General features: G+C 52.8%; 16 protein-coding genes. 15 read left to right on the forward strand and 1 reads right to left on the reverse strand.

Annotated features, from left to right (window positions below):
- The first annotated feature begins 59 nt into the window (after positions 1-59).
- From dnaJ to GJQ69_RS00575, 4 genes are all read left to right on the forward strand, one after another.
- Positions 60-1,220 (forward strand): molecular chaperone DnaJ, encoded by a 1,161-nt coding sequence (dnaJ, locus tag GJQ69_RS00560; RefSeq protein ID WP_086034922.1) that lies wholly within the window; start codon positions 60-62, stop codon positions 1,218-1,220.
- A gap of 150 nt (positions 1,221-1,370) precedes the next feature.
- Positions 1,371-1,859 carry a transcription elongation factor GreA gene (greA, locus tag GJQ69_RS00565; RefSeq protein ID WP_086034923.1) on the forward strand — a complete coding sequence of 163 codons (489 nt, stop codon included), beginning with the start codon at positions 1,371-1,373 and terminating at the stop codon, positions 1,857-1,859.
- An 81-nt stretch (positions 1,860-1,940) separates the two neighbouring features.
- Positions 1,941-3,443 (forward strand): lysine--tRNA ligase, encoded by a 1,503-nt coding sequence (lysS, locus tag GJQ69_RS00570; protein WP_086034924.1) that lies wholly within the window; start codon positions 1,941-1,943, stop codon positions 3,441-3,443.
- Positions 3,444-3,446: 3 nt separating this feature from the next.
- The gene (locus tag GJQ69_RS00575) at positions 3,447-4,085 is read left to right on the forward strand and encodes a hypothetical protein (protein WP_086034925.1); all 639 of its coding nucleotides are present in this window, start codon (positions 3,447-3,449) and stop codon (positions 4,083-4,085) included.
- 57 nt (positions 4,086-4,142) lie between these two features.
- Here the strand turns inward: GJQ69_RS00575 and GJQ69_RS00580 are convergent, their stop codons facing one another.
- Positions 4,143-4,781 (reverse strand): Crp/Fnr family transcriptional regulator, encoded by a 639-nt coding sequence (locus GJQ69_RS00580; RefSeq protein ID WP_086034926.1) that lies wholly within the window; start codon positions 4,779-4,781, stop codon positions 4,143-4,145.
- A gap of 161 nt (positions 4,782-4,942) precedes the next feature.
- Between GJQ69_RS00580 and leuC the strand changes: the two genes are divergently transcribed.
- The 11 genes from leuC (at position 4,943) to GJQ69_RS00635 (ending at position 15,855) form a co-directional block, all read left to right on the forward strand.
- Positions 4,943-6,202, forward strand: a complete 1,260-nt coding sequence (gene leuC / locus GJQ69_RS00585; RefSeq protein ID WP_086034927.1) for a 3-isopropylmalate dehydratase large subunit — start codon at positions 4,943-4,945, stop codon at positions 6,200-6,202.
- Between the two features lie 16 nt (positions 6,203-6,218).
- Positions 6,219-6,713, forward strand: coding sequence for a 3-isopropylmalate dehydratase small subunit (leuD, locus tag GJQ69_RS00590; RefSeq protein ID WP_086034928.1), 495 nt, complete (start codon positions 6,219-6,221; stop codon positions 6,711-6,713).
- Between the two features lie 130 nt (positions 6,714-6,843).
- Entirely contained in the window at positions 6,844-7,554 is a 711-nt protein-coding gene (locus GJQ69_RS00595; protein ID WP_086034929.1) for a response regulator transcription factor, read from the forward strand.
- 81 nt (positions 7,555-7,635) lie between these two features.
- Entirely contained in the window at positions 7,636-9,270 is a 1,635-nt protein-coding gene (locus GJQ69_RS00600; RefSeq protein ID WP_236849698.1) for a sensor histidine kinase, read from the forward strand.
- Entirely contained in the window at positions 9,257-10,702 is a 1,446-nt protein-coding gene (locus GJQ69_RS00605; protein ID WP_174192616.1) for a S1C family serine protease, read from the forward strand. The genes GJQ69_RS00600 and GJQ69_RS00605 overlap by 14 nt, the downstream gene beginning before the upstream one ends.
- Before the next feature lie 198 nt (positions 10,703-10,900).
- Positions 10,901-11,215, forward strand: a complete 315-nt coding sequence (locus GJQ69_RS00610; protein WP_086034931.1) for a terminase small subunit — start codon at positions 10,901-10,903, stop codon at positions 11,213-11,215.
- Complete coding sequence (locus GJQ69_RS00615) at positions 11,202-12,449, forward strand: PBSX family phage terminase large subunit (RefSeq protein WP_174192618.1); 1,248 nt, start codon at positions 11,202-11,204, stop codon at positions 12,447-12,449. The genes GJQ69_RS00610 and GJQ69_RS00615 overlap by 14 nt, the downstream gene beginning before the upstream one ends.
- Positions 12,446-13,603: a serine/threonine protein phosphatase gene (locus GJQ69_RS00620; protein WP_236849699.1), complete on the forward strand. Its 1,158-nt coding sequence runs from the start codon at positions 12,446-12,448 to the stop codon at positions 13,601-13,603. The genes GJQ69_RS00615 and GJQ69_RS00620 overlap by 4 nt, the downstream gene beginning before the upstream one ends.
- Positions 13,604-13,606: 3 nt before the next feature.
- Complete coding sequence (locus tag GJQ69_RS00625) at positions 13,607-14,479, forward strand: hypothetical protein (RefSeq protein ID WP_086034933.1); 873 nt, start codon at positions 13,607-13,609, stop codon at positions 14,477-14,479.
- 25 nt (positions 14,480-14,504) lie between these two features.
- Positions 14,505-14,837, forward strand: a complete 333-nt coding sequence (locus GJQ69_RS00630) for a hypothetical protein (RefSeq protein WP_086034934.1) — start codon at positions 14,505-14,507, stop codon at positions 14,835-14,837.
- 13 nt (positions 14,838-14,850) lie between these two features.
- On the forward strand, positions 14,851-15,855 hold the full coding sequence (locus GJQ69_RS00635; protein ID WP_086034935.1) for a phage major capsid protein: 1,005 nt from the start codon (positions 14,851-14,853) through the stop codon (positions 15,853-15,855).
- Positions 15,856-15,860: the final 5 nt, after the last annotated feature.

The following is a 15,860-nucleotide window of genomic DNA, read 5'->3' on the forward strand; positions in this document are numbered from 1 at the left end:
GTTCTTCCGCGGCCCGCAGGGGCCGCACAGCAGACCAATTCCTGTGAGGAGGGATTTTTGTGGCTGAAAAAAAGGATTACTATGAAGTAATGGGCGTGCCGAAGAATGCCTCTGAGGAAGAAATCAAAAAGGCATACCATAAACTTGCAAAAAAATATCATCCGGATCTACATCCGGGCGACAAAATTGCTGAGGCCAAATTCAAGGAACTGAATGAGGCGTACGAAGTACTGTCAAGCAAAGAAAAGCGTGCCCGGTACGACCAGTTTGGCCATGCGGGTGTGGACCCGAACTTTGGCGGGGCGGCTGGCGGCAGTCCGTTCTCCGGAGATGTGGACTTTGGCGATATTTTTGACACATTCTTTGGCGGCGGCAGCCCCTTTGGTGGAAGTCCCTTTGGCGGTGGGCGCCGGTCTAATCCAAATGCACCCCGCCGCGGCAGTGACGTAGAAGTGCGGCTGTCCATAGAATTTGAGGAAGCTGCCAAAGGATGCCACAAAGAGGTTTCCTACGATAAAGTGGAAAGCTGCCCTGATTGTCATGGCACCGGAGCCAAAGCCGGTACCAGTGCCTCTACCTGCCCGGCGTGCGGGGGCTCCGGCCAAGTGCGCATCACGCAGAAGACCTTTATGGGCGTTGTACAGACAACCCGTACCTGTGACCGCTGCGGCGGCACCGGTCGTGTGATTAACACACCGTGTCCCAGCTGCCGCGGTACCGGTCAGGTGCGCAAGCACAAGACGGTGGAAATCAACATTCCCGCCGGAATTGACAATCAGCAGGTATTGAATGTGCCGGGACAGGGTAATGCCGGTGCAAATGGCGGTCCGGACGGTGACCTGCATCTGCTGATAACTGTACGTCCGCACGCGCTGTTTGAACGGCGTGGCAATGATATTTGGTGCGATATGCCGATTACGTTTGCACAGGCTGCACTGGGTGACGAAGTGGTTGTACCCACGCTGGACAGCAAGGTCAGCTATCAGGTGCGCGAAGGAACTCAGCCCGGCGATGTCTTTAAGCTGAAGGGCAAGGGTGTGCAGAAACTGGGCGGCCGCGGCCGCGGTGACCAGTATGTACGCATGGTATTGGAAGTGCCAAAGAACCTGACAACAAAGCAGAAAGAACTGCTGCGTAAATTTGAAGAAAGTACCAGCGACCATAACTATCAGCGGCGCAAGGGCTTTTTTGATAAACTAAAGAAAAAGTTTGGCGAATAAAGACGAACCTGCACAAAAGGCTGCAGAACGGTGTTTTCCCACTGTTCCTGCGGCCTTTTGCGGTTAGGATTGACAGCGCAAATACAATTTATTATAATAAAGAAGTATATCTCAATGCGGGAGCCTGCTCCCTGAAAAGGTGGTTTTACCATGCAGAAACAGACCGTTATGACCCAGGAAGGCTATAACAAGCTGGAAAAAGAGCTGGAAGAATTAAAAGGCGTCAAACGTAAAGAAGTAGCGGAAAAAATTAAAGTGGCTTTGGGCTACGGTGACCTTTCCGAAAACAGTGAATATGATGAAGCAAAAAACGAACAGGCGATTTTGGAAGCACGCATCGCTGATGTGGAAGTAACCCTAAAAAATGCACGTATCCTGACCGAAAGTGAAATGAATGCGGAGCAGATTCATGTTGGTTCCAGCATGAAGGTGCGTGTGTCCGATGCAGGCAGCACAGAGGGCGGCCGCGAAATGAAGCTGACCATTGTCGGCAGCAGCGAAGCGGACCCTATTTCCGGCCGTATCAGCGACGAAAGTGCCGTAGGCGGTGCGCTGATGGGACATTCCATTGGCGACAAAGTGGAGATAGAGGTGCCTGCTGGAAAGAAGGTCTATGAGATTCTGGAAGTCATTAAGTAAACAAGGCAAAGTTTTATATTCGGATTTGTAAAAACAGGTACACCGGCATACCGGTGCAGCCCTTAGGAAGGAATTGGATTCATGGCAAACAAGGAAAATCAGGCCAAGCCGGCCGCAGAACAGGACCTTGGTGAACAGCAGCGTATTCGCCGCGAAAAACTAGCAGCCCTGCAGGAAGCCGGCAAAGACCCCTTCGTCATTACCACATGGCCGCGTGACAGCTATGCTGCTGACATTAAAGCGGATTTTGAAACGATAGAGGGCAAGCCCGTGTGCATTGCCGGCCGAATGATGAGCCGCCGTGTCATGGGCAAAGCCACTTTTGCGGATGTAGTGGACACAACTGACCGCATTCAGATTTATCTGCGTATCAACGAGGTAGGGGAAGAACCCTATAAAGAGATGAAAGCCTACTGGGATGTGGGTGACATCATCGGCGTAAAGGGTATTGTTTTCCGCACAAAACGCGGTGAAATCAGTGTGCGTGCCACAGAAATCAAACTGCTGAGCAAGAGTCTTCTGCCGCTGCCGGAAAAGTTCCATGGCCTGACCAACACGGATATGCGCTATCGTCAGCGCTATCTGGATTTGATTATGAATCCGGAAGTAAAGGACACATTTGTCAAGCGCAGCCGCATTATTACGGAGATTCGCAGCTTCCTGGACAACCAGCGGTTTCTGGAAGTTGAAACGCCAGTTCTGCACACGATTGCAGGCGGTGCCGCGGCACGTCCGTTCATTACGCATCATAATACCCTGAATATGGACCTGTATCTGCGCATTGCGCTGGAACTGTACCTGAAGCGTCTGATTGTCGGCGGCTTTGACCGTGTTTATGAGATTGGCCGTGTCTTCCGCAACGAAGGCATGGACGCTCGTCATAATCCAGAATTCACTATGCTGGAACTGTACCAGGCCTACACGGATTTCCATGGCATGATGGACCTGACGGAAAATTTGATTCGCACAGTCGCAACGAAGGTACTGGGAACGACAAAGGTTGTTACCCATGGTGTGGAAGTCGATTTTGCACAGCCGTTTGCACGCATCAGCATGAAGGACGCTGTGAAGAAGTATGCCGGTGTGGACTTCGACAAGGTGCAGACACTGGACGAAGCACGGAAACTGGCGGATGAACATCATTTGAAGTACGAACAGCGTCACAAGATTGGCGACATTATGAACCTGTTCTTTGACGAATACTGTGAGGACAAACTGGTTCAGCCGACTTTCCTGACTTATCACCCGACCGACATTTCTCCGCTGGCCAAAAAGAGCCCGGAGGACCCGCGCTATACGGAACGCTTTGAACTGTATATTGTGGGAACTGAGCATGCCAACGCATTCTCTGAGTTGAACGACCCAATCGACCAGCGTCAGCGCTTTGAGGCACAGGCCGCGGCAAAGGCAGCCGGTGATGAGGAAGCCTGTGACATTGATGAGGACTTCCTGACTGCTTTGGAGTATGGTATGCCACCGACCGGCGGTTTGGGCATCGGCATTGACCGTTTGATCATGACGCTGACCGGCTCTGACGCAATCCGTGATGTGCTGCTCTTCCCAACTATGAAACCAAAGGAGTAAGCGATGGCACGTGAGCGTTATCTGCTGCATGCGGATGAAGAAACAATCCACAGTGGTGAGCTGAAGCGGGCCCCAAAAACACCGAAGGAAAAACGGGAGAATTTTTGGTATTACCATAAGTGGCATGTGCTGATTGCGATTGGCATTGCGATTGTGGCGGCCCTTTTCCTGCATGATGTTTTTGGCAAGGTGCGCCCTGACTATCAGGTGGGGCTGATTACACAGTATCAGGTCAGCCAGGATGTCATCGACGATTATCAGGCGAAGCTTGAAAAGTGCGCGAATGACCGCAACGGTGACGGACATATTACCGTAGAAATCAGTAATTATGCGGTTGGTTTAAGCAATATGGACCCACAGCGGGCACAAATAAACGAAACACGGCTGCTGGGCGACCTCAGCGATTACAGTGATATGTTTTTTTTATGTGATGAAATAGGGTATACCTATATTCAGCAACAGGGTGCGTGGGATACCTCCCACGCAAAAATGGCGCTGCCAAAGGCAATGCAGCACGAAGGTTTGACGTTAACGGCCAATATGCGTGTACTGTACCCGGATAACGATAAAAAATATACGGTGCACAAGGAATACTGGGATGCCAGCTACCGCGTGTATCAGAAACTGATAGGCAAGAAATAGCTGTTAGAGAACCGAGACCGCTGTGAAACGAAACTTTCACAGCGGTCTCGGTTTTGTCTATCCGGCGGCAAAAGCTGCCAATGCGGGGCGGTTTGTCAGGGTAATGCTGCGATAACGCAGCGCAACCCAGCCTTTTTGTACAAATGTGTGCAGTATGCGGTTGACGGTGATGCGTGTAACACCGGCCAGTGCACCCAAATCTTCCTGAGAACGACAAATGGTACCATCTGCCGCAGCAAGGGAAAAGAGAATATTTGCCAGCCGCCGGTCCGCCGACAAAAAAGAAACGGTATCCAGCTGTTCAGAAAGCATTCGCACCGTTTTGGCAAGTGTCTGCAGCATTTGCAGCGCAAAAGAAGGGTCCCGCCGAAACAGAGCAGTTAGCTGTTCGCGGCCGATAACGGCGATTTCACAGTCTGTCAGGGTGCGGGCACAGGTGGTACGCGGTTCACCGTCCAAAAAAGAGGCCTCGCCAAAAATGGAGCCGGGTTCCCGCTCGGTCACCGTTTTTTCCGTCCCTTCGTTGGAAATAAGGAAAATGCGGACACGGCCTTTTTTCAGATAATAGAAACAGTGCCCTGCCTCCCCTTGCAGATACAGAATGTGGCCGTGCGGTACTGTATGCAGGGATTGCCCTTGCGCCAAAACAGACCATCCGGCGGCGGGAGCAGTGAAATGAAAACTGTTAGGTTCCATGAAAGCACCTCTTTTTCCTATCTTTCCGTACGGACAGGGACACAACGTGCCCACAGCCCTTATCTTTATGGATTATTGCAAAAAGTGTAACATACTTTACATTCTTTGTAAATGAATTGTGCGATAATCAGGAAAAGAGTTTTGGAAAGGAGGCATTTGGTATGGGAATGACCATGACACAGAAAATTCTGGCGGCGCATGCGGGACTGGACAGCGTAAAACCTGGCCAGCTGATTGAGGCAAAGCTGGACCTCGTATTGGGCAACGATATTACCAGCCCGGTGGCAATCCACGCATTTGAAGGCTGCGGCGCAGACAGTGTGTTTGATAATCAGCGTATTGCGCTGGTGCTGGACCATTTTGTGCCGAATAAAGACATTAAGGCGGCCGAGCAGTGCCGCTGTACACGTACTTTTGCCGGCAAATATAATATTCAGAATTTTTTTGATGTCGGCAAAATGGGCATTGAGCATGCCCTGCTGCCGGAGCAGGGACTGGTTGGACCGGGCGACTGCATTATCGGCGCGGACAGCCACACCTGTACCTATGGCGCGCTGGGTGCGTTTTCCACCGGTGTGGGCAGTACGGATATGGCTGCCGGCATGATTTCCGGGAAAGCATGGTTTAAGGTTCCCACAGCGATAAAAGTGGTGCTGAAAGGCAAGCCGAGCGGCTATGTCTGCGGCAAAGACGTGATTCTGCATCTCATTGGGGAAATCGGTGTAGACGGTGCCCTGTACAAATCGCTGGAGTTTACCGGGGAAGGTGTGGGGGCGCTGTCCGTGGAGGACCGCCTGTGCATGGCGAATATGGCCATTGAGGCCGGCGCAAAGAACGGCATTTTCCCAGTAGACGAGAAAACGCTGGCCTACGAAAAAGGCCGTTTTCAACGGGAAGTGAAGATTTATAAAGCGGACCCGGACGCCGAATATGAGCGTACCGTGGAAATTGACCTTTCCACTCTGCGCCCGACCGTCAGTTTCCCACATCTGCCGGACAACACCCGCACCATTGCCGAAGCGGTGGGTGTTAAAATCGACCAGGCAGTCATCGGCTCCTGCACAAACGGCCGTATGGAAGATATGCGCGCGGCGGCGTCTATTTTAAAGGGCCGCAAAGTCGCGGACGGCGTGCGCTGTATTGTCATTCCGGCAACACAGAAAATCTATCTGCAGTGTATCCGTGAGGGATTGATAGAAACCTTTATTGAAGCGGGTGCGGTTGTCAGCACACCGACCTGTGGGCCGTGTTTGGGAGGCTATATGGGCATCCTGGGAAAGGGAGAGCGCGCGGTTTCTACAACGAACCGCAACTTTGTCGGCCGTATGGGCCATGTGGAAAGTGAAGTCTATCTGGCAAGCCCGGCGGTTGCGGCGGCAAGTGCTGTGACCGGTGTGCTGACAGACCCGGCCAAGCTGTAAAAGGAGGATGCAGAGCATGGTTGTAAAAGGAAAAGTACATAAATATGGGGATAACGTTGACACCGACGTCATTATTCCGGCACGGTACCTGAACACGTCCTCCCGGGAGGAACTGGCACAGCACTGCATGGAAGACATTGACAAGAGCTTCATTGAAAATGTCAAACCCGGGGACATTATTGTTGCCGATAAAAACTTTGGCTGCGGTTCTTCGCGGGAACACGCACCGATTGCCATACAGGCAAGCGGCATTTCCTGTGTGATTGCCAGCACCTTTGCACGTATTTTTTACCGCAATTCCATTAACATCGGTCTGCCGATTCTGGAATGTGAGGCGGCAGCAAAAGCGGTTCGGAATGGTGATGAGGTGCAGGTGGATTTTGCCACAGGAAAGATTCAGGACCTGACGACTGGCGCATCCTTTCAGGCGGAGCCGTTTCCGCCGTTCATTCAGAATATCATTGACCAAGGCGGGCTTTTAAATAGTCTGAAAAACAAGAAGAAACCGTAAAAAAAGGGACTGCTTCGGCAGTCCCTTTTTACTGCCACTATTTTGGCGTTCATAAAAAATTCATCATTTGCAAAGCCAATCCTTTTATAATAAAATACGTATATCTACAGGCTAAAGGAGGGCCCCTGACATGACAAAAGGAAAAATACTGGTCGTGGACGATGACCAGAATATCTGTGAGCTGCTGCGGCTCTATATTGAAAAAGAAAACTTTGAGGTGGTTATTGCAAATGACGGCCGCCAGGCCTTGAAACTGTTTGATGAACAGAATCCGGACCTTGTTCTGCTGGACATTATGCTGCCGGAGTTGGACGGCTGGCAGGTTTGCCGGGAAATCCGGAGAAAGAGCCAGTGCCCGATTATTATGCTGACGGCCAAGGGTGAAACTTTTGATAAGGTGCTGGGTCTGGAACTGGGCGCCGATGACTACGTGGTTAAGCCCTTTGAAACCAAAGAGGTGGTGGCGCGGATTAAAGCGGTACTGCGCCGTACGGGCAAAAACAACAACCAAACGGTCAAGGAAGTACACTACGACAAGCTTTCCATTAACCTGACCAACTATGAACTGAAAGTCAACGGAAAGGTTATTGATACACCGCCAAAGGAAATGGAACTGATTTATCATTTAGCCAGCAACCCGAACCGCGTTTTCACCCGCGACCAACTTCTGGATGAAGTATGGGGATTTGACTACTACGGTGACAGCCGTACCGTGGATGTACATGTGAAGCGTTTGCGTGAAAAGCTGGAAGGTGTTTCTGACCAGTGGTGCCTGAAAACGGTATGGGGCGTTGGGTATAAATTTGAAGTCAAGGATGATACAGACCAAAACGGCCAGTAAATTGGCCGGAAAGCGCTGGTATCCCGCATCCCTGCGGCAGAGGCGGGATAAACATTTTGCAGGGAAAGATGAGTGGTCATAGTGAGCAAACAAGGAAAACCAAAGTCGCTGTTTAAAAAATATCTGCGAATGACGCTGCTGACTATTTTGGTCAGCTTTACGATTCTGGGACTGGTTATGCTGCTGTTTTTCAACAGCAACTGGAAGCATGAAAAACGTGCGGCCCTGACCAAAAATGCCACCAGTGTGGCGGACATGGTCACCCACGGCACAGCGCCGGACAGCTCCGGCGGCACAAAAATTGACAGGGAAGCACTGGAACAGTTCCTGCCGGCTTTGTGCCGCATCAATTCCAGCGATATTCTGATTACAGACAATAAGGGAAATATTATGGTATCCGGACAAGGCGTAGACGGAACGATTAATGTCAGCAGACAGGTACCAAAAGACATCATGAAACGGGCACTGGCGGGCAGTTATGATGACGAAACGCTGCTGGGCGGTATTTACGCAATGCCGTACTATGTGATAGGCATGCCGGTAAAAGCGAATGCTTCCAGCGGCGGACAGACGATTGGCGCGGTTTTCGCCAGTGTGGCGGTGCACAGCCTGACGGAATACCGCAAGGATATTTTCCGGATGTTTCTGTTTGCAGCGTGCGCGGCTTTTGCCGTGGGATTCTGTATGGTCTGGGTATTTTCCTACAATATGGTGCGCCCGCTTCGGATGATGGCGGACGCGGCCAGAAGCTTTGGGGAAGGAAACTTTTCCAAACGGGTGCCGGTTACCAGCCGCGACGAAATAGGCGAATTGGCAGTTGCCTTTAACCACATGGCAGAGTCACTGGCAACCAGCGAGTATACCCGCCGAAACTTTATCGCCAATGTTTCCCACGAACTAAAGACGCCGATGACAACCATTGCCGGCTTTATTGACGGCATTCTGGACGGAACTATTCCGCCGGAAAAGCAGAAGCATTATCTGCGGATTGTTTCACAGGAAGTAAAGCGCCTATCCCGGCTGGTACATACCATGCTGGACCTTTCCCACATCGACAACGGTGAACTGAAGCTGCACCCAGCACGTTTTGACATTACCAATACCGTGCTGACGACAATGCTCAACTTTGAAAAACAGATTGAATCAAAAAGAATTGAAGTACAGGGACTGGACGAAACGCACCCGGCTTTTGTGGATGGCGACCCGGACCTGCTGCACCAAGTTATTTACAATCTGGTAGAAAACGCAGTTAAATTTACAAATCCCGGTGGCTATATTCGCGTCAATGTTCGGGAAGAGTCCGCACGCACAACCGTGACGATTCGCAACAGCGGCGAAGGAATTGCGTCGGAGGAATTGGGGCAGATTTTTGGCCGCTTCTATAAAACAGACAAATCCCGCAGCAAGGACCGCGCTGGAATGGGATTGGGGCTTTACATTGTGCGTACCATTGTACAGCAGCACGGCGGTGAGATTACCGCTCGCTCTGAATTAGGCAAGTACAGTGAGTTTTCCTTCTGGCTGCCAAGAGAAATTCCGCAGCAGGGGGAGAAGCTGCCGACGACAACTGTATGTGCGCAGGTAGTAGAGCCGTCCCGACAAGCTTACCAGAAAGGGAAGAACGCCAAGCCCGCGCCGGAAAATAAGAAAAAAGAAAACAGCGATTCTGCTTCTGATGCTCCAAAAGAAAAGGACGGTAAAGATGGAACAAAATAAACAGCCGCAGTCCGAAAACAACGGACAGCAGCCATATCGTCCGGAAATTTGGTATCCTGCCGGCTGTCCGCAAAAGGAGAAGCCTGATGCAGGAAAGACACAGGAGGACGCTCCAGTGCCACCGCAGGGAAACGGCCCTGCCTATCGAAATCCGGCAACAGGCGCCCCACAGCAGGGCGGCTTTGTGCCGCCCTGCCCGCCGCCGTATCTGCCGGTCGGCGGCGGTTACCGCCCGCACCGGCCGATGAACAACGGCACGCGGGTGCTTATCGCCATTCTTTCGGTACTGCTGGCGATATTTGTCACGCTGTTTGCTGTGACTTTTTCAAACCAAAAGACTTCCGAAGCGGGGCAGGACAGTTCTTCCTCTTCTTCTCAGCCGAAGGAAACCGAAAGCAGTTCCCGCGCTTTCAATACCGTTCCTAATGACGGAAAGGGCACAGGCAGCAGTATCATTATCCAGGAAAAAAGCGGTGCGGTAATGTCTGCACAGAACGTTTTCAGCAAGATTAGCCCTAGCGTTGTGGGCGTGCTGACAAAGCTGCCTGATGAGGACGGCAATGAAAGCGACAGCCAGGGAACCGGCATCATCGCCAGCAGCGACGGCGTTATCCTAACCAACGCGCATGTCATAGGATACAGTCCCAGCGCGGACGTGAATGTAGTACTGCCGGGCAAAAAAGTTGAATATAAGGCTCGCATTCTGGGCTTTGACAAGACGAGTGACCTTGCCGTCCTGAAGATTAGCGCAACCGGACTGATGCCTGCCCAGTTTGGCAGCGAAAACGAACTGCAGGTTGGTGAGCAAGTCATTGCCATTGGCAACCCGAGCGGAATGGACTACAGCAACAGCCTGACCGGCGGCTATGTTTCTGCACTGGACCGCACCATCGCCGGCCACAGCGGAAACGGCATGACATATATCCAGACGGACGCGGCAATTAACCCCGGGAATTCCGGTGGACCGCTGTGCAACCTGTATGGGCAGGTTGTGGGAATTAACTCCTGCAAAATAGTAAGCACCGGCTACGAGGGCATGGGGTTTGCCATTCCGGTCAGCAAAGCCAGCACGATTATTAACCAGCTGATTCATACCGGTTATGTGCCGGGCCGTACGCGTATCGGCATTACCTGCGCCCCAGTGTCCCAGCTGGAGATGCAGATGAAAGGCATACCAAACGGCCTGCAGATTTTTTCAATCGACAAAGACAGTCCACTGTATCATAATGGAGTAGAAAAGGGCGATATCCTGTGTGAGTTTGACGGCAAAGATGTGACGACTACGGATGAGCTGCTAGGGCAGATGACCAGTTACAAGCCGGGAGACAAAGTACGGGTAAAAATTTATTCGGTCAGTCAGCGGAAAATGCTGACGAAGACCGTTGCACTGCTGGAGGATAAGGGCGAAAGTTCGTCCTCCGCGGCAAAATAACAAAAAGCACTGTCTGCTTGTTAAACAGACAGTGCTTTTTTAATGGAACGGTTCTCTGCATTTATTTGCGGAGAGCCGCTTTTTTATCCTTTTTTAAAAAGTTCTATAAAAAATTCGCCTAAAACGGCGAATTCCATCTGCGTTTGGCCGGAGGGGTGCAGGGACAACCTGCAAAACCAAAAAGAGAGGAGCAAACACATGGATACACAAAAAGAAGCACTGCGTGTCTGCCGAAAGCTGGCCCGCGGGAAGGTGAATGACGCGGTACGGCTGTTGTTTTTTCCACCGGAGGCCAGCGACCTGCAAAATTTGGATTTGTCGTGTGTGGAAGAAATAAAACGCAGCGACAAAGGCAGTGTGGAAATCAAATTTGCCGACCGGCTGAAAGCCGCGCAAATGATGGCGGAACTGGGCGGTGGCGAAAACATGCAGCCTTTGTACAGCGCACTGAACCAGTCAGCACAGGCAGTGCGGGAGGAGGGCGGACCGAGCGGAAGGGATGCGCTTCAGTAAACAGCAGCTGCGGGCCATGAGCTGGTGGTGTCCCGGCAGCGGTGACGAACAGAAGGACGCCGTTATTTGTGACGGAGCAGTGCGCAGCGGCAAAACGCTGTGCATGGGGCTGGGCTTTGTGTGCTGGGCAATGGCATGCTTTTCAGACAAGAGCTTTGCACTGTGCGGAAAAACCGTGCGTTCTTTAAAACGGAACCTTGTTACGACACTGCTTCCGGCACTGTCGGCTGCCGGTTTCGAATACACCGTAAAAGGGAGCGAAAACCTGCTGATGGTTTCCGCCGGACAGCTGAAGAATCGTTTCTATCTGTTCGGCGGACGGGACAGCAGCAGCGCCGCGCTGATACAAGGAATTACTTTGGCGGGTGTGCTGTTTGACGAGGCGGCGCTGCTGCCGCGGGAGTTTGTCCAGCAGGCACTGGCACGGTGCAGTGTTGAGGGTAGCCGCTTTTGGTTTAACTGCAATCCAGAGGGACCGCAGCACTGGTTTTACACGGAATGGATACAGAAGGCGGCGGAAAAGAATGCGCTGTACCTGCACTTTACCATGGAGGACAACCCCTCTCTTTCCCCGCGGATGCGTGCCCGCTACCGGAATTTGTATACCGGAACTTTTTACGAACGGTACATTTTGGGCCGCTGGGCCGCGGCGGAAGGACTCATCTATCCATTTATGACGGACAAAATGGCTGCGGACAATCCCAAAACCTGTACGGAGTATGTAGTGAGTTGTGATTATGGCACAAAAAACCCCAGTTCCTTTGGATTATGGGGCAAAAACGGTGGCTGTTGGTATCGACTGTCAGAATATTACTATGACGGGCGGCAGCACAGCCCGCGGACAGACGAAGAACATTACTGCGCGCTGGAAAAGATTTGCCGCGGATACAGAATTCGCTGTGTAGTTGTGGACCCCTCGGCGGCAAGTTTTATGGAGACCATCCGCAGGCATGGCAGGTTTCCGGTACTGCCGGCAAAAAATGAGGTGCTGCAGGGAATTCGCCGCACGGGATTGGCACTAAAAGAGGGCCGCATTCGCATCTGCCACGGCTGCCGGGACACTTGGCGGGAATTTTCGCTGTACCGCTGGCAGGACGGTAAAGAAGAACCGCTGAAGGAGAATGACCATGCCATGGACGACATTCGGTACTTCGTTTCTACGGTTCTGCGGCAGGAGAGCGGTGGCTTTGCGGCGGCGGCCGTTCCGCGGAAAGAGAGGAAAGAAAAAAGTTGATACGAAAAAAGAGAGGGAAAAAGGTATCGGCAGGTACGCTGGCTATACAGACTGGCGGACAGGATCTGCCGTTTTCAGCGGTACAGCGGTATGTGCCGCTGTCCAGCGGAGAATTGGGATTGTATTGGAAGCTGCGGCAGGCGGTGCCGGTTATTGACGCAGCCATTGATAAGCTGGTGAGGCTGGTGGGAAAGTTCCGCATTGTCTGTGCCGGAGAGGATACACGGCTGGAATTGGAACAGTTCCTCAGAACCGTGCCGGTGGGGACCGGCGGGGCCGGTATTACAGCCTTTTTGGACTGCTATTTGGACCAGCTGCTGACCTGCGGCAATGCGGTAGGGGAGGCCGTGGTGCAGGGCGGAGAGCTTCGGGCACTGTACAATGCTTCTTTGCAGGACGTAGAGCTGCGGGCAAAGTCACCGGTGGAAATAGAAGTGCGTCGCCGGTGTGTCGGCGGCAGCCGGCCGGTGCCGTACCCGGAGCTTGTCTTTCATACAGCGCTGAACCCACTGCCGGGAAGCGCCAAAGGCAGGAGCATTCTGCAGGGGCTTCCTTTTGTAACCAACATTTTAGTTACGATTTTCCACACCATCGGTGTCAACTGGGAACGCGTAGGGAACGTACGGTTTGCCGTTACCTGCACCCCAAATGAGGACGACCGCGCCTTTGCTGCGGAACACGCGGAGCAAATGGCACAGGAGTGGAGCCGTGCCATGCGGCCGGACAGCAGAAGCGACTTTGTTGCGGTCGGTGATGTACATATTCAGGCAATCGGTGCGGACAACCAGGTGCTGGACAGTGCGGTACCGGTGCGGCAGATGTTGGAGCAGATTGTGGCGAAATTAGGGCTGCCGCCGTTTCTGCTGGGGCTAACGTGGTCGAGCACTGAGCGCATGAGCGGCCAGCAGGCGGATATTTTGACCAGTGAACTGGAAGCGTACCGCCGTCTGCTGAATCCAATTATCCGCCGCATTTGTACGCTGTGGCTGCAGCTTTCCGGCAGGGGAAATGTGCCGTTCCAGATTGAGTGGAACGATGTAACGCTGCAGGACGCAACCGAACTTGCCACAGCGGCCCTGACACGCGCCCAGACAGAACTGACCAAGATGCAGACAAGAAAACTGCGGCGGGAGCTGCAGGGAAAGGGAGAATGATAAATGCAGAACGGATATGTGCTGAAAAGTGTGCAGGCACCGGAAAAAGAGGATCTGCAGAAAATTAACCAGTACACACGAAGGCCGTTTTCTAAGGAGGAAGTGTACACCTTTGGGCTGGTGCTGTGCGACAACGAAATCGACCGTGACGGCGAACGCTTTTCCGTATCGGCCTTGTATGGGCTTGCTGGCCTTTTCCTGGGGAAAAGCGGGCTGTTTAACCACAGCATGGATGCACGAACACAAAGCGCACGCATTTACGACACCAGTGTGGAAACAGACACCAGCCGAAAAACAGCGGCGGGGGAACCGTACAGCCGCCTGACCGCAAAGGCGTATATGCCGCGCACCAAAGGCAACGAGGACTTGATTTTGGAAATAGACAGCGGCATTAAAAAAGAAGTGAGCGTTGGCTGTGCCATGGGCAGTGCAGTGTGCTCCGTATGTGGGGCAGACCGCCGAAAACACCCCTGTGGGCATCAAAAAGGCGGAAAATATCAGGGAAAGGTTTGCTGTACCATTTTGAGCGACCCGAAAGACGCTTATGAATGGAGCTTTGTCGCAGTACCGGCACAGCGGGCTGCCGGTGTTACCAAAAGCTATCCGCCAGCGGCGGAAGAAAGCGAGGACGCCGCCGAATGGGGACGGCGCTGGAAAGAACACCTGACAGAGGAAACGACCCGTTATTTTTCACTGGCGTGCCCGGGCGTGCCGGCCGCATCGGCTAAGAAGATGACGGAGAGCCTGTCGCCGGAGGAACTGGAACAGGTGGAAAAGGTCCTGTCCCATGCGGCAAACCGGCGCCTGCCGCTGCAGGTACAGCTGGCCCCGGAACGGACAGCCGCACCGGATGAGAACAACGATTTCCGCATTTAAGGAACAAGATATTTAGGAGGAAAAAATGGAAACTTCAATGAATGGATATGGAGAAAACGCAGCGACTTTTCTTTGCAAGACACAGCTGACGCCGGGTACACCGGTGATGGTGACGGCAAACGGCACCGTGTCCGCGGCAAGTGGAAATTTCTGTGGCGTGGTGCTGTCGTGGCGCGACGGTGTGGCGGCCGTGCAGATGGAGGGCTATGTACAGCTGCCCTACAGCGGGGCAAAACCTGCGCTGGGGTATCAGACTCTGACCGCGGCAAATGGAAAAGTGGCGGTTTCCACAGCGGACGGCGGCGTTCAGCGGCTGGTCGTGGACACTGACAGTACAACAATCGGTCTGCTTCTGTAAGGAGGGCATTTATATGGCATTTTATGAAAATTTACATTTGGACAAGGGCATGTACGGCACCGGAAAATCCTTTACACAGGTGCTGGAGGGACTGGATAGTTCTGAAAATTACCGTGGAACACCGCTGGAGGACCTAGACGCGTATCAGCGGCAGCTGAAGCGCTTTGACATTCATGTAAGTGGCGCGGGCAGTGACCGTGTGGAAAAGTTCTTCCAGACGGGAGACAGCGCTGCCCTGTTCCCAGAGTATATCTGCCGTGCGGTACGGCAGGGCATGGAGCAGGAGAATCTGCTGCCCCGGCTGGTGGCTACGGTGACAAACGTAGAAGGAATGGACTACCGCACCATTGTCAGTGCGCCGCTGGAAGAGGAAAAGAAACTGAAAACGGTAGCCGAAGGCGCCGCGATTCCACAGACAGTCGTGCGCACACAGGACCATTTGGTGCAGCTGCATAAGCGCGGCCGCATGCTGGTGGCAAGCTACGAAGCACTGCGCTTTCAGCATTTGGACTTGTTTACCGTTACGCTGCGGCAGATTGGTGCGTATATTGTGCGCGCACAGATGGGCGACGCGGTGCAGGTCCTGCTGAACGGCGACGACGGAACCGATAAAGCCGAAGAGATTTCCGGTGAAGCGCTTTCTTATGACAGCCTTTTAAAGCTGTGGGGCAAACTTTCACCTTATCGTATGAATGTGCTGCTGGGCGGTACGGCCGCTGTACAGAAAGTGCTGGGCCTTGCGGAAATGCGTGACGCACAGGCGGGCCTAAACTTCCAGGGGACAGGCAAGATGGTTTCGCCCATGGGTGCGGAACTGCTGCATGTGCCGGATGTACCGGACGGCAAACTGCTGGGACTGGACCACACCTGTGCATTGGAAATGGTGCAAGCAGGCGGTGTACAGACCGAGTATGACAAGCTGATAGACCGTCAGCTGGAACGTGCGACCATCAGCACGATTGCAGGATTTACAAAAATTTTCAACGGTGCTGTCAAAATGCTGGATTATACGGACTAAAGCAG

It is taken from the genome of Caproicibacterium lactatifermentans, from assembly GCF_013315815.1.
In the GTDB taxonomy this organism is placed as follows: Bacteria; Bacillota; Clostridia; order Oscillospirales; family Acutalibacteraceae; genus Caproicibacterium; species Caproicibacterium lactatifermentans.

Excerpts from the sequence above, each read along its gene's own strand:
- greA (WP_086034923.1), top strand. The coding sequence starts at position 1,371 with ATGCAGAAACAGACCGTTATGACCCAGGAAGGCTATAACAAGCTGGAA.
- lysS (WP_086034924.1), top strand. The coding sequence starts at position 1,941 with ATGGCAAACAAGGAAAATCAGGCCAAGCCGGCCGCAGAACAGGACCTT.
- GJQ69_RS00575 (WP_086034925.1), top strand. The coding sequence starts at position 3,447 with ATGGCACGTGAGCGTTATCTGCTGCATGCGGATGAAGAAACAATCCAC.
- GJQ69_RS00580 (WP_086034926.1), bottom strand. The coding sequence starts at position 4,781 with ATGGAACCTAACAGTTTTCATTTCACTGCTCCCGCCGCCGGATGGTCT.
- leuC (WP_086034927.1), top strand. The coding sequence starts at position 4,943 with ATGGGAATGACCATGACACAGAAAATTCTGGCGGCGCATGCGGGACTG.
- leuD (WP_086034928.1), top strand. The coding sequence starts at position 6,219 with ATGGTTGTAAAAGGAAAAGTACATAAATATGGGGATAACGTTGACACC.
- GJQ69_RS00595 (WP_086034929.1), top strand. The coding sequence starts at position 6,844 with ATGACAAAAGGAAAAATACTGGTCGTGGACGATGACCAGAATATCTGT.
- GJQ69_RS00605 (WP_174192616.1), top strand. The coding sequence starts at position 9,257 with ATGGAACAAAATAAACAGCCGCAGTCCGAAAACAACGGACAGCAGCCA.
- GJQ69_RS00610 (WP_086034931.1), top strand. The coding sequence starts at position 10,901 with ATGGATACACAAAAAGAAGCACTGCGTGTCTGCCGAAAGCTGGCCCGC.
- GJQ69_RS00615 (WP_174192618.1), top strand. The coding sequence starts at position 11,202 with ATGCGCTTCAGTAAACAGCAGCTGCGGGCCATGAGCTGGTGGTGTCCC.
- GJQ69_RS00625 (WP_086034933.1), top strand. The coding sequence starts at position 13,607 with ATGCAGAACGGATATGTGCTGAAAAGTGTGCAGGCACCGGAAAAAGAG.
- GJQ69_RS00630 (WP_086034934.1), top strand. The coding sequence starts at position 14,505 with ATGGAAACTTCAATGAATGGATATGGAGAAAACGCAGCGACTTTTCTT.
- GJQ69_RS00635 (WP_086034935.1), top strand. The coding sequence starts at position 14,851 with ATGGCATTTTATGAAAATTTACATTTGGACAAGGGCATGTACGGCACC.